This window comes from Mesorhizobium sp. L103C131B0 (genome assembly GCF_000502275.1).
Classification (GTDB): Bacteria; Pseudomonadota; Alphaproteobacteria; order Rhizobiales; family Rhizobiaceae; genus Mesorhizobium.
Map to the genome: position 1 here is coordinate 12,117 of NZ_AYXC01000027.1, position 13,392 is coordinate 25,508.

The following is a 13,392-nucleotide window of genomic DNA, read 5'->3' on the forward strand; positions in this document are numbered from 1 at the left end:
TGCTGAACAAACATTTTCTTGCGTTCCGAAGCGGACGCACCATCGCTGGCCTGCCCTGACCGAGGACAAGCTAACCGGATGCCAGGAGCACTCTCCTCGCCGTTTGTTTCAGACAACTCCCGCGCACAATCCGACGCAGCGCGTGCAAAAGGAGCCCCAAACGGCGTCGCCCGGCTTCGTAAAGGCATAGACATCAGTGAGATCCAGACGCGCATCTCCCCGCGGGAACACAAAATTGGGACCTGAATAATGATGTGACATCGTCATATCCTCCTCAAGGGAAAATTGGTTGACAAGGTCGAAACACAGAATTCCAGCGTTTACGTCTTCAAAACAGATACTCCGCACCGGCATCAATCAACAGTGTTCACCCAACTGAGTACTGACAGCGGTCAAAGTTGGAATATATTGAACGATGGTATTACCAATACTTTGGTGTCGATCGCTTCCATGCTTACACGTGCTAGTTTGCGATAGTAAGCGCTGACGGTGAGCATCCCTCTTTGGTTGCTCGGTGAGCGGAACGGGCTGGCAGTGGCTGGCAGAAGGACGCAGTGATGGCTCGCTTGCTGTCGGTCAATGTGGGCTTGCCGCGTGGCATTCCTTGGCAAGGAAAGACCGTCAACACCGCAGTCTGGAAAACATCGGTTGAAGGCCCACGTCAGGTACGACGGCTCAACGTCGATGGCGACAGGCAGGGAGACCTGGCGGGGCACGGCGGCGAGCAAAGGGCGGTTTTGGTCTACCAATCGGAATCCTATCATTATTGGCAACGCGAGCTGGGCCGCGAGAACTTTTCCTACGGCCAGTTTGGGGAGAATTTCACAGTCGATGGCCTGTCGGACGATGAGGTATGCATCGGCGACCGCTATCGGATTGGGAGCGCCTTGTTCGAAGTGACCCAACCGCGCGTCACTTGCTACCGGGTCGGTATTCGCATGAACGAGCCGCGCATGGCCGCGCTGCTGGTTGCGCGAGGCAGGCCCGGCTTCTATCTGCGCGTCCTGGAAGAAGGCCAGGTCGAGGCTGGAGATGAGATCGTCCAGGTCGGGATCGGCCCTGAACGGATGACTGTGTCAGAGGTCAATGCGCTGCTATATTTGCCAGGCCACCCTCACAGCCAGATCGAGCGGGCGTTGCGCATCCCGGCGCTAAGCGAAGGCTGGCAGGGATCCTTCCGGGCGATGCTAGCACAAAACGAAGACCGCGATGCCAGGACAGGCAATGCCGGACTTGATCCAATGTCTGGACCACCACCTGCGTGGACAGGATTTCGCCCGCTACGCGTGGTGCACAAGATCCCCGAAAGCGTTAGTGTGATGTCGCTGGTGCTAGAGTCCGTTGATGGATCCCGCCTCACAGCAGCACTCCCTGGACAGTTTGTCGTGCTGCGCCTGCAGGTGGCGTCCGATGGCCCGGCCCTAATGCGCAGTTATTCTTTGTCGGGCGGACCTGGTGAGCGCTGCTACCGAATAAGCGTAAAGCGGGAACTCCATGGAGTGGTGAGTGCCTACATAGACGACCGGGTCGAAATGGGCGACGTGCTCGACGTAAGCGCACCACGCGGCAGCTTCACTCTTCGGACGGACGATCGTCCAATCGTCCTTCTAAGTGCCGGGGTGGGCGTCACGCCCGTGATTGCGATGCTCCATGCACTGGCGGAAACAGGTTCGACGAGGGAAGTCTGGTGGCTCCACGGCACTCGATGTAGCCGTGAGCATGCCTTTGCCCAAGAGGTTCGAGACTTGCTGAAAGTCTTGCCCAACGGTCACAGCCATATAAGCTACAGCGCGCCCGATCCAGATGACAGGCAAGGTGTCGATTTTGATGCCCTCGGACGCCTGGACATCGAGGTACTTCGAAAACTGGACATTCCGCGCCATGCCAATTTCTATCTGTGCGGACCATCCGCCTTTACGGGCAACCTGAGCGCGGCGCTTGCAGCCTGGGGTGTCGGCGCCGACCGGGTCTACACGGAGCTGTTCGGCCCAGGTCCTTCTAGTACCCCGGGCATTGCCGCCGCTCCAGGCCGGGCGCCGCATCTACCTGCCGAAACCGACGGTACGGGACCTCTGGTTTCGTTCGCACGGAGCGGCCTGAGCGTCCGCTGGGGCTCAGGATTCCAGAGTCTGCTTGAGATTGCTGAAGCGTGCGACGTCCCCACGCGATGGTCGTGCCGCACAGGGGTCTGTCACATTTGCCAGACCGGGCTTGTGGCTGGAACAGTCGCCTATCGGCCCGATCCAATCGATCCGCCAACAAGCGGCAACATCTTGATCTGCTGTTCCCAGCCAAATGGAGACGTCGTCCTTGATCTCTAAGGCAGCGGATAGGAATTGTTTGGGTGCATGTGGAAGAAAATTTCCGTGTCGGGCAATCACGTGACCGCACCGACCTCGATTACGGCCTCGGCGAAAGCCAGCGGAGCTTCCTGGGGTAGATTGTGCCCTATGCCGCCCGTGATCAGTCGATGAGAGTACCTCCCTGAGAACATCTTCGCGTAGGCGCTGGCTTCCGGGTGAGGAGCACCATTGGCGTCGCCCTCCAGCGTTATTGTAGGCACGGTGATGACGGGCGCCTGCGCAAGCCGCTTCTCCAGGTTCTTATATTGAGGTTCGCCCTCGGCCAGGCCGAGACGCCAGCGGTAGTTATGGATCACGATCGCCACATGATCGGGATTGTCAAACGCGGCAGCACTACGGTCGAAGGTCGCATCGTCGAAATTCCATTGCGGCGATGCAAGACGCCAGATCAGCTTTGCGAAATCGCGCGTAAATTTCCGATAGCCGGCCTGCCCACGATCGGTTGCAAAGTAATACTGATACCACCATTGCAGTTCCGCGCTCGGTGGCAGCGGCTGCCTACCTGCCTGCTGATTACCTATCAAATAGCCGCTCACTGAAACCATTCCTTTGCACCGCTCTGGCCATAGCGCAGCGACAATATTGGCGGTTCTGGCGCCCCAGTCACAGCCGGCAAGAATAGCCTGTTCTATTCTGAGGGCATCCATCAGCGCAATGACGTCCAAGGCAACTGCGGACTGCTGCCCGTTGCGCATGGTGCCATCGGAAAGGAACCGTGTTGTGCCGTACCCTCGTAGATACGGTACGATCACGCGATAACCTTTAGAGGCCAACAAAGGCGCGACACCGACATAAGTTTGGATGTCGTATGGCCATCCATGAAGGAGGATCACCGGTGCGCCGGTCATAGATCCCATCTCCGCGTATCCGATGTTAAGCAAACCGGCGTCAATTTGCCTTAATGAACCCAACAGCTCTTGTACCGCTTTCTTGGGGAGTTCTTTGCTTGTACTTCTGACAGCGGATCTCGCCGCCGCTGGCTTCTCGATCCCCAGTTCAAAGGCAGTCATCGCGGCAAAGGCCGTGCCTAGTAAGCGGCGGCGATTGTGGTCAATTTGTTGTGGGATGCTGTCCATTTTCAAACCTCCTCAGGAAATGGTTTGTCCGTTGTTGCCCCACGTGCAACTAAAATGCGCGGCCGGGTGGGGGGCGACCCGGCCGCGCTACTGGGCGAAGACGATGCGGGGAGAATCGCCTCTTTCGCCTCAGATTGCTCGGCGTAGCGGTCTGAACGCCTCTCTGAGCTCGTTAGAGAAGACGTAAGGCTGCTCCCACGCCGCGAAATGACCGCCTCTATCCACTTCATTCCAGTAAATGACGTTACCGAAGCTTCTATCGCCCCAACTCCTCGGTGCGCGGTAGATTTCGGCCGGATAGACGGTGACCGCTACAGGGACCTTCGGGATGTCGAACGCATCAAACGGACCACCGCCTGCTTGCGCGCCTTCCCAATACGACCGCGATGATGAAGCTCCTGAGTTGGTAAACCAGTAGAAGGAGATGGCATCCAGCATCTCGTTATACGTGAAGATCCGTTCCGGCTCTCCGTCGCTATCGGTCCACTCCGCGAACTTGTCGTAGAAGTAAGCTGCCATTGCGACCGGAGAATCGGAGAGGGCATAGCCGATGGTTTGCGGGCTCTGATTCATCATAGCCGCATAACCGAAACCGTCGCGGTAGAAATGCAGCAGCCGATCGTAGGCGCTCTTCTCCCGATCCGATAATTCCACCGGGGCCGGGTCGAAATTACGGAGATGCCGAAGAATGCTCGGGGGTACAGTCCCGGGCATGTTAACGTGAATGCCGAGAAGACCTTTCGGAGCCTGAACGGCCAGCACCTGCGAGACGATCGCGCCCCAGTCGCCTCCCTGGGAGACGTATTCGTTGTAATCCAGCCTGAGCATTAGCTCGTGAAACGCGCCAGCTATCCGCGCCGGACCCCAACCGGTCGCAGACGGCTTACCCGAGAAGCCGTAACCCGGCATGGTCGGAAGGACGAGGTGAAATGCATCTTCTATCCGCCCTCCATGCGCAGTGGGATTGGTCAGGGGGCCTATGACTTTCAAAAGCTCCACAATCGAGCCTGGCCAACCATGCATCATAAGCAAGGGCATTGCCCCCCCGTGTGGGGAGCGGACGTGCGCGAATTGAATATCTACTCCATCAACACTAGTAATGAATTGCGGCAATTTATTCAGTTTCGTCTCCACCTTGCGCCAGTCATAACGACTCCCCCAATACTCGACCAGCGTTTGCAGCTTTGCTAGTTGGACGCCCTGGGAGCGATCATTGACGGTCTCCCGTTCCGGCCATCTTATAGCTTTGATACGCCGGCGAAGATCTGCAAGCGCCCAAGTCGGGACATGAATACTGAACGGACGGATAGATTCTTGCCCGACCGCTGCTTGCAGAGCCCTAGGCACCAGATTGGCCGCTCCAACTGCGGCGGCTGCAACAATGACATCACGTCGAGTTGCTGATAGCGATATCGCTGACATCATTTGTTCCTCGATAAACCCAATTTATTCACATAAATTAAGTATATACCTAAAACATCCTAAATCCATCACACCTTTGTATCAACAATACTTGACGATTAGTCACAGACAAGCAACCAATGATCCCCGATCCGTGTCGGCGCCGTACCGTCATGGTCTCGCGCGGCATACGGCAAACACAGCTATCCTGCATCGCGCCAGGAGCAACTACGCCCCTGCTCACGTCGGCAGCGGCTGCCCGATCTGTTCCGCTGCCATGTATTCGGCGTACCAGTCGGGCCAGTTCTCATCGCGTGTTCCGCCTGTCCGCTTCTCGTGTTCGCCATGCGCGGCCGCGGTGCGCCGGAGTGCACCTGCAAGCTCATTCAACGAGGTGAATGTCGTGCCGCCGGCCTCCACGCGTCCCGGCAGCCGCACAGTGATTTCCTGCAACAACCACCCGTTGCCGTCCGGGTCCTTGAACGAGGCGAACGAGGAATAACTGCGCCCCTCCGGATCCTTGCCGCTAATTGCCGGCTGTCCAGGACCAGCACGGTGGAACACTTCGCTGGCGTCGGCCCCGCGCGCCACAAGCTCGGCGCGCGCTGCTTCGATATCGGACACAATGAGATAAAGTCCCTGTGCCGAGCCGGGCGCGGCCGACGTGAGGCCGGTGCCGAAGTGGATCGAGGCCGGTGAATCCGGGGGCGTAAATTGTACAACCCGAAACGTGTCACCGACGGGGAAGTCGGCGTCGAGCCGCCAACCCAGGCCGCCATAGAAACGCTTGGCACGATCGACGTCCGAAACGGGGATAACCACGGCCTCGAACTTCAGGTCGATCATCGCTGTTTTCGCAGTTTCGCTGCGCACTACATCGTCACTCATGTCGAGCTCCTTAGTTTGGCGGCAGGGCATGCCCAAGTACATCTGCGTGAGCAGTGCCAGCGACCGCGTCAATTACTCAATGCTATCGCCGGATGACTTTCCATTGATCACGACTTCGGCTTTCATCGACATGCGGGGCGCCACCTCAGAGGAACCCTCGCGACGCCATGCTTCAACCGTCCCCGGAAGCGCGCCGATGATCCCGACAATCGCCGTCGCGGCGAGCAACTCACGTTGTGTGGCCGTTAGTGATCTTGCTGGCATCGCGCCGCGCTCCGTTCGTGCTCCTCGCTCCGAACACAGCATCCAGTTTCGGTGGAGATTAGTCTATTGCACGTTGGTATCGGCAGGGTTGCAGTGTTCCCGACGCATCGCGGGCCAGCGATTGGAAAGCTGAGCCAGATCGGTCGATCGAACCGAATTACTCCTCGGCATTCGGCAAGCGCAATACCGGCATTTTTCCCACCGACCTATGCCAAAGTGTGGACGATACCATCGCACAATATATTCATTCCTATCCGTAGGTAGATAACAGTCCGTCCGGAGAGTATCGGCCAGTGGAAGTTATCAATAGATCACCATCGCGATCGTCGAGTAGGCGGTTGTCTCATCGAGGAGAAGAATTCGTTATGAACACCAAAACTACATGCCTCGTCCTAGCGTTTGCTCTTTCGGCTCTCGGCAGGGATGCGTTGGCTGGCGCGCTTGATGTTATCGACCCCATCAACAAGCAGTCGTTTTACACCAGTTCTATCAAGGAGCCCGTCCACACGAATCCCGTCATGAGAGGCAGATTCAAGGCAGCCTTCAAAACCCTGCCGCACGCGAAGCGTATGGCGATGATGAGAGAGTGCCAGGACGCGGCAATGACAAAGCCTTATGCGGAATTCTGTGCCGATCTGAATGCCCTTGCCGGCTCATGATCCTCCAAGCCAGGGTGATGAACCCTGTTGAGCCGGACAATGGCGGGCCTAGTGCCCGCCATTTTGTATCCATGCTTGCTGTGGCTGGAAAACCTGCCGTCTGTGCCCATGGCTTTGCCCCTTGGAAACCGGCCTGGTGACATCAGTCGATGTCTCGCTGTGAGGCCGCGCAATGCGAAGCTGGTTCCAACGCATTGCCCCTCATCAAGCGAGGGCCGCAGCCGCCGATTTGTCTCACCGGTCAATCCCAATGTATCGCCGATACCATCGTCAAGATGCCCTTGCCGTTTCGTGACCCACCGAGTCAAAGGGAGCGAATATGATGGCGACCAAAATGCTCGCCATCATATCGGCACGCCTTCAGCTAAAAGGCTGTGATACATTGCTGCTTTGCTTCATTTGCAATCCCTCTGCAATGGCATGCTTTGAAGTCGCCATGATGGACCTGACCTACCGCTCAACCGCTCTTGAAGCGCTTGTCGTAAGAACAAAACATCCCGCCGTCCCACCTCCCGGTGGTTCTCCGCAGGTGTGGCACCGGAGAGGCATCGGGCCGCCTGGTATCCACAACCCAAATAGCGGCACCAGGATCCACCGCGCTTGCCTCACACTGTTTCTGTCGGTCTGGAATACCCATCGCGCACTCTGTTGGTTCCCATTTCGCTGTCGCGTTGCGCAAGATCGTCTGCCATTGGCTCAGACTTGGCAGAATTGTAGGAGAAGCGTCCCCCCCCCGGTATCTGTGTGTCCCGAATGTTGCCGTTATGCCGCGCAAACCCTCCAACGCTGCAACGTCGGTGACATGAGTTCCTCCCAATTGCCCACAGTGGGCGATTCGCGGCCCGGTCAGGCTCACTGCGCCGAGAATTTCGCGCCGGTCGGTCAAGAAATCGGCGCCCTATCAGGTAGAGCGCAGATCGACCTGCAGTAGCGGCAAAATCTATTGTACGATAGCCTCGGCAATATTTTGTGGCACTCGGCGGGGCAGGTCGGCAGGTCAGAACGATCATAGAGACGCTGGCCGCCCGCCGGCGAGGAGGCCATGTGATCTGACATCAAGTCCGACCGCATTTTGGGCCATACGAAAGACACCCATCAGGAAGCGACAGCGGTGAGATTTCTCGCGCCGCATCCGCCCGACAAACTCAAGACCATACCAGGGCGATTGTTCGAAGGCGTGGGCTGGTGCCGAGGGCCGCAGGGTAATTCTAATACCATGGTACCCGCGACACCTAAGCATAATAACCAATCTTCGAATTTTCGACAAATGTCCCTGCAGACATCAATCAACCAGGAGATTTGTTATGTTTCTCTTCCGTTCGAATCTTTTGGCGGTAGCGGCGAAGGTCGGCTCCGTCGCGATCACTGTCGGACTCAGTTCGGCGCCATTCCAAAGCGCCCGCGCCGAGACCTTGCCAGGACAGTCTGGCGCCCCTTACCAGAGTATGCCATCGCTGGCGCCGATAGGTACGCGCGTTGACCACTATCTTCCGATTCCCAAGGAAGACGTAACCCCGGCCATCGAGACGAAGAAGGGATACCGGAGCCAAGAGTTGGGCCGTGGCCTCTACATGGTCACCGACAACGGCTACCAGTCGATGTTCCTGGTGTACGAAACCGGCGTCGTCGTGGTCGACGCACCTCCGGGATACTCGGCCCACATACGTCAGGCTATCACCGAGGTGACCGACAGACCAATCACACATATCGTCTACAGCCATGCGCACGTAGATCATATTGGCGGCGTAATCGACCTCGGCGGTCATCCAATCATCATCGCCCAAGAAGAGACCCTGCGGCTGCTCGAACGAGCCAAGGATCCGAGGCGGCCTTTGCCTACGGTCACGTTCAAGGATCACTACACCCTGAACGTCGGTAGCCAGGTTCTCGACCTGAGCTATCCCGGCAGCAGCCCCCATGAGCCAGGAAACATCTTCATCTATGCTCCCGAGCAGAAGGTCCTGATGGTGGTCGACGTGATCTTCCCTGGCTGGATGCCGTGGCGTCGCTTTGCGCTTGCCAAGGACATCCCCGGTTACTTCGACCAGGTGGCGTACATCGACACATTGCCGTTCGAAACGCTCGTCGGAGGTCATGTCAATCGCGTGGGTACTCATTCCGATGTACGTACGCAGCTCGAGTTCATGAATGACCTGAAGTCAGCTGCCGTTGCTGCCCTCAAATCAACGCCCCCAGGCGAGGAAATGGAAGCCGAGGACAAGCCCAATCTCTGGGCCGTCTACGACAACTACATCGACCGCGTCGTTGTGAAATGCGTCAATGCCGTCACGCCCAAGTGGCAGTCCCGACTGGCCGGCTATGACGTATTCATCTGGGACCAGTGTTACGCGATGGAGCAGAGCCTTCGTATCGACTGAAGACCTGGCAACCCGGGAGCTCAGCCGGGGGTCGTAGCTATGTGACGATCCGCGGGGGGGTAGCGCGAAGCGTGGTCTCAGAGGATTTGCCGGAGAGTCAGCCCGCTCTGCGCGTAGCCGGCAATCCTCGGAGCATGGTCAGACAATTTGTAAGATCGACTGCCCCGCATGTTGGAGATTGGATCGTTGAGATGCTCCGAGCTGAAGGCTTTGAAGGACCCACGCAATCGGCTTTGAGGAGTGACAACGGACCGCAACCGGCGGCGTCTCCTGTGTTCGGCCTGGTGGCTTCGCAGAAATCAACGCAAGCACCAATAGGCTGGGCTCGAAAGACCGCTATTCTAGTGGTGGCGACTGTGACGATGTCGCTGTCGGCAGCCTGGGTCTGGCAATGGTATTTCCACGGCCGTTCCGAAGAGTCTACCGACAACGCTTATGTCCGCGGCGATATAACGAGTATCGCGCCCAAGCTCTCCGGCTATGTGGTGGAAGTTGCAGTTGGCGACAACGCCGACGTTAGCAAAGGGAGCTTTCTGTTTCGCATCGACGACAGTGATTACCGAGCGAAACTCGACGAAGCCATTGCCGCTCTTGCGACCCGACAGGCCGAGATCGCAAACATTGAAGCAACGCAGAAACTGCAAGATGCCTTGATCGAACAAGCGGTGGCGCAGCAGCGCTCGGTCTCAGCGGATTTGCTGTTGTCGAGCGCCAATCTTGACCGCTACATGGCTCTGCGAAAGAGCGGGACGGCCAGCGAACAAAAACTCCAGGATGCGCAGACCGCGTTCGCAAAAGCCGAGGCGGGGGACAAAGCCCAGGCGGCCAATACTCTGGCGCAGAGGCTGAAGCTTGGTGTGCTCGACGCCCAACTCGCCGGCGCCCAAGCAGCGATGGCTCTGGCGAAAGCTTCCGTTAGTCTGGCCAGGATGGATCTCGCCAATACCGTCATCCTGTCGCCGATCGACGGTGTCATCGGTAACCGGCAAGTTCGCGTCGGACGCTACGTCACGCCTGGCACCCCGGCGATGGACGTTGTTCCGGTCAAGGGTATATGGGTCGTCGCCAATTTCAAGGAGACCCAGCTTGGCCGAATGGAGGTTGGACAGCCTGTTCAGGTGGTGATCGACGAGTACCCTGACGTTCATATCGATGGTATCGTCGACAGCTTCGCCCCGGGTAGCGGGGCTGCCTTCAGCGTGCTGCCACCGGACAATGCGACGGGTAACTTCATCCGCGTCGTCCAGCGCGTTCCAGTCAAGATAAGACTTACACACAATCCGTTGCCTGGTCGGCTGGTTCCCGGACTTTCAGCCCGCATTGCCGTCCGGGTGGGCAGAGGAACCGATCCCGCGACCACCACTTCGAACCCGGTCGGCGACCTTGCGGATAATCGGCCCGGTACGGCACAATGAGCCGTCAGATCGAACCGCCACCGTTATTGACTAAGCCCGAGGTGCTCGGCGCCGCGATGGTCTTGACCGGAGTTGTACTGACCGCCGTCATGGATTCGATCGCCAGCACGGCGCTCTCTATTGGGCGCTTGGATATGCTGGGCGACATACATGCCACGACCGACGAATTCGCGACTTTCGACATCGCATTTCTCGCGGCCAAGCTGACCGGCTTTTTGGTCGCGCCGCTGTTTGTTGCAGCGCTAAAGCCTACGCCCTGTTTGCGCGCCGGCACGGTCGCGCTTCTCTTGGCATCTGCCGCAATGATCTCTTCCGTCGATATTGCCTGGATTGACGTCTGCCGCATCGTTCAGGGTTTTGCCGGCGCGACCGTGCTCGTGGCAGGCCAGACACTGCTGTTCCTTCGTTTCCCGAGCCGTCAGCAACCGATTGTGCAAGCTCTCTTAGCCCTCGGCTCCGTCATGGCCCCAACGACATTGACACCAGCGCTCCAAGGTTGGGTTGTCGACCACCTTTCGTGGGACTGGATATTCCTGAGCAACGTGCCGATGGGCATTCTCGCCCTCGTCATGCTCGCGGCGGACCGCGGACAAACGGTCCGCCACAAAATCCGCATCCCCTACATCCAGATCGCGCTGGCTGGAATCGCCGCAGCCTCTTTGACCTATGTGTCGCAACAAGGCAGCAGGTTCAATTGGTTCGACGACGGGCACATCATCCTTCTCACCCTGACCGGTCTGCTGGCGGTCATCCTGCTGCTGCTGTGGGAGTTCCAATTTGCATCGGATCGTCTGATACTTCCCGCGTCGCCTTTAGGCGATCCCGACTATTGCTTCGCCCTTGTCGCCAGTCTGGTAGCCGGATTTGCCCTATCCGGCAGCGCCTTTCTCATCCCCGCCTTTGCCTTGAACGTCCTCAACTTCACAGCTACGGATGCTGGAACTCTTCTCCTGCCGAGTGGAGCAATGTTGGGCTGCTCGCTGGTAATTGCAGGAATCGGCGTAAAAAAAAGCGGAATAAGTCCGTTTGCTCTGGCTCCTGTCGGGATCGTGTTTTTCGCCTCGTCAATGTGGCTCATGTCGGGTTCGACAAGCGACAGCGGAGCTGTGGATTTGGAGTTTCCACTGCTCCTGCGCGGCTTTGGACTGGGTTTCCTGTTCGTGAGCTTGACGCTGATTGCGTTCATGCAACTTCCTGCGACAGCGCTGCCCTTCGGCATCGGTCTTTTCGATCTTGGCAAGCAGGTTGGTGGTCTGGCTGGCACGGCTCTCCTGCAGACTTATCTCGATCGACAACTTGCCTATAATCGGACGGTACTGGTATCGCACCTGGATGTTGGCGATGTTGTCCTCGAAGAGCGCCTGAAGGCAGTGGCGGGCCAACTTGGAGCTAGGGAGCTCGACGGTGTTGCTGCTGGTAAAGGCGCACTGCTGGTTCTGCGGCAGGCCGTGGACAGGCAAGCCGTCACCATTTCCTTCAACGAGGCCTTCTTGGCGATTGTGCTGTTGTTCTTGGTCGCGGCGCCTTGCCTTATCCTCTCCAGGAGGTTGCTTGGCCGTCGATCCTCAGTCCCGGTAGGTGGATCGAGGGTCTGATGCATGTCGCGCAAAAGTGCGCAGCGGTTTTGTGATGACGACATGCATGAAAACAGATCCTAAAGCGCGTCGCCTGAATCCGTTCAAACGTGACGCGCTCTTGGCCGCTATCGCTGCCAACCGTCGGGTCAATAGCTCTTACGCCTCAAGGAGGTTTCGCACTTAGAAAGCGGCCTGTGAGATACTACCTTGGTGCCGTGGCGGCGCGCTCCAGGCTGCCGGCTGGATTGGCCAAATCGACGAAAGCGAATTCAATGTTCGGTTTCGTGGTCGGAGTAATCCCGATTGCGGTCCACCGGCGAGGACGAACGGAATGGCGCCTCGAGGCCAGAAAGGTCTTTCTTGCCGAGTTATGCGTCTTCGCTAAGATCAATAGCTCCTTTGCGGACTGGATGGTGTTGGTCCGCAGAACGCGTTCTCGAGCGTGAGCACGTCAAGGGACCCAGATCTGCTCAAAGACCCTACGGGTTATGACATCCTATCCTCGACGGATGGCGCGAAGGTCCGCCGAATGCTCAGGCCTCACCCCGCGGCGTTCCCATTGCTGCCTGGGCTTCCTGAGCCGTGGCCGGGCCGCGGAGCACGTTGGCTACCAGAACGGCAACAATTGTGCCGGTCAGCGGTCCCAAAACATAGACCCACCAGGTGGACAGATCGCCGCGGGCCAGGTCGGGACCGAAGGCGCGGGCGGGATTCATCGCGCCTCCTTCGTACGGGCCGCCCAACGTCCCGAGCGACATCACGTAAGCACCCACCGCAATGGGGATGAACTGGCCATTAAGCTTTGGGCCATTTGCCATCGAAAGCACCATCAAAACCATGCCAAACGTAAGGATGGCCTCGAAGAAAACCGCCTGCATGGCCTGCCCAGCTTGCGGGACGGTGGCTGCCAGGTTGCCTTCAATGCCAAAAAACGAGCGGGCAAGAAATGATCCGGCTGCGGCCGCGACTAACTGCACAACGACATAGGCCGCGCACATTGGCCAACCCATGTCGCCGCGCAATGCAAAGGCAAATGTCATGACAGGATTGAAGTGCGAACTGATATCACCGAGGAAATAGATGGCCACGACCAGCCAAAGCGCGGAAATCGCCGATAGGATAAATGCAGCGATGATGGGCTCAACCTTTATTCCGCCGTACAGTACGAGGATGGCAGCGCCAGCCGACAATACGAAGGTCAATCCTGCCGTGCCGATGAACTCGGACAGCAGGCGCCGAAATCGATGCTCGGGACTTTTCCAGTTGGCGTTGAATCGAGGTTGACCAATCTGCAACGCGAGTGCCGCCTCGCCGAACACGACAGGGGGGATGCTCATGGGTCCTCCTAGAAATCCTGGGTTGAAGTGATGA

General features: G+C 58.0%; 9 protein-coding genes. 5 read left to right on the forward strand and 4 right to left on the reverse strand.

Annotated elements, in window-relative coordinates; all coding sequences use genetic code 11:
• The first annotated feature begins 557 nt into the window (after window positions 1–557).
• On the forward strand, window positions 558–2,321 hold the full coding sequence (locus X730_RS137745; RefSeq protein ID WP_023827514.1) for an MOSC and FAD-binding oxidoreductase domain-containing protein: 1,764 nt from the start codon (window positions 558–560) through the stop codon (window positions 2,319–2,321).
• A 56-nt stretch (window positions 2,322–2,377) separates the two neighbouring features.
• Here X730_RS137745 and X730_RS137740 read toward each other — a convergent pair whose 3' ends face one another.
• From X730_RS137740 to X730_RS137735, 3 genes are all read right to left on the reverse strand, one after another.
• Window positions 2,378–3,439 carry an alpha/beta hydrolase gene (locus X730_RS137740; RefSeq protein ID WP_023827515.1) on the reverse strand — a complete coding sequence of 354 codons (1,062 nt, stop codon included), beginning with the start codon at window positions 3,437–3,439 and terminating at the stop codon, window positions 2,378–2,380.
• 129 nt (window positions 3,440–3,568) lie between these two features.
• Entirely contained in the window at window positions 3,569–4,861 is a 1,293-nt protein-coding gene (locus X730_RS0134800; protein ID WP_031197397.1) for an epoxide hydrolase, read from the reverse strand.
• Between the two features lie 219 nt (window positions 4,862–5,080).
• Window positions 5,081–5,728 carry a VOC family protein gene (locus tag X730_RS137735; protein ID WP_031197399.1) on the reverse strand — a complete coding sequence of 216 codons (648 nt, stop codon included), beginning with the start codon at window positions 5,726–5,728 and terminating at the stop codon, window positions 5,081–5,083.
• A gap of 629 nt (window positions 5,729–6,357) precedes the next feature.
• On the opposite strand from X730_RS137735, the gene X730_RS137730 reads away from it, so the two are divergent.
• The 4 genes from X730_RS137730 (at window position 6,358) to X730_RS137715 (ending at window position 12,039) form a co-directional block, all read left to right on the forward strand.
• The gene (locus tag X730_RS137730; protein WP_023827519.1) at window positions 6,358–6,651 is read left to right on the forward strand and encodes a hypothetical protein; all 294 of its coding nucleotides are present in this window, start codon (window positions 6,358–6,360) and stop codon (window positions 6,649–6,651) included.
• A gap of 1,304 nt (window positions 6,652–7,955) precedes the next feature.
• The gene (locus X730_RS137725; protein WP_023669203.1) at window positions 7,956–9,029 is read left to right on the forward strand and encodes an MBL fold metallo-hydrolase; all 1,074 of its coding nucleotides are present in this window, start codon (window positions 7,956–7,958) and stop codon (window positions 9,027–9,029) included.
• Window positions 9,030–9,301: 272 nt separating this feature from the next.
• On the forward strand, window positions 9,302–10,444 hold the full coding sequence (locus X730_RS137720; protein ID WP_245261432.1) for an HlyD family secretion protein: 1,143 nt from the start codon (window positions 9,302–9,304) through the stop codon (window positions 10,442–10,444).
• On the forward strand, window positions 10,441–12,039 hold the full coding sequence (locus tag X730_RS137715; protein WP_023827521.1) for an MFS transporter: 1,599 nt from the start codon (window positions 10,441–10,443) through the stop codon (window positions 12,037–12,039). Before X730_RS137720 ends, X730_RS137715 begins: the two co-directional genes overlap by 4 nt.
• Window positions 12,040–12,554: 515 nt before the next feature.
• Here the strand turns inward: X730_RS137715 and X730_RS137710 are convergent.
• Window positions 12,555–13,358: an aquaporin gene (locus X730_RS137710; protein ID WP_023827522.1), complete on the reverse strand. Its 804-nt coding sequence runs from the start codon at window positions 13,356–13,358 to the stop codon at window positions 12,555–12,557.
• Window positions 13,359–13,392 lie beyond the last annotated feature (34 nt).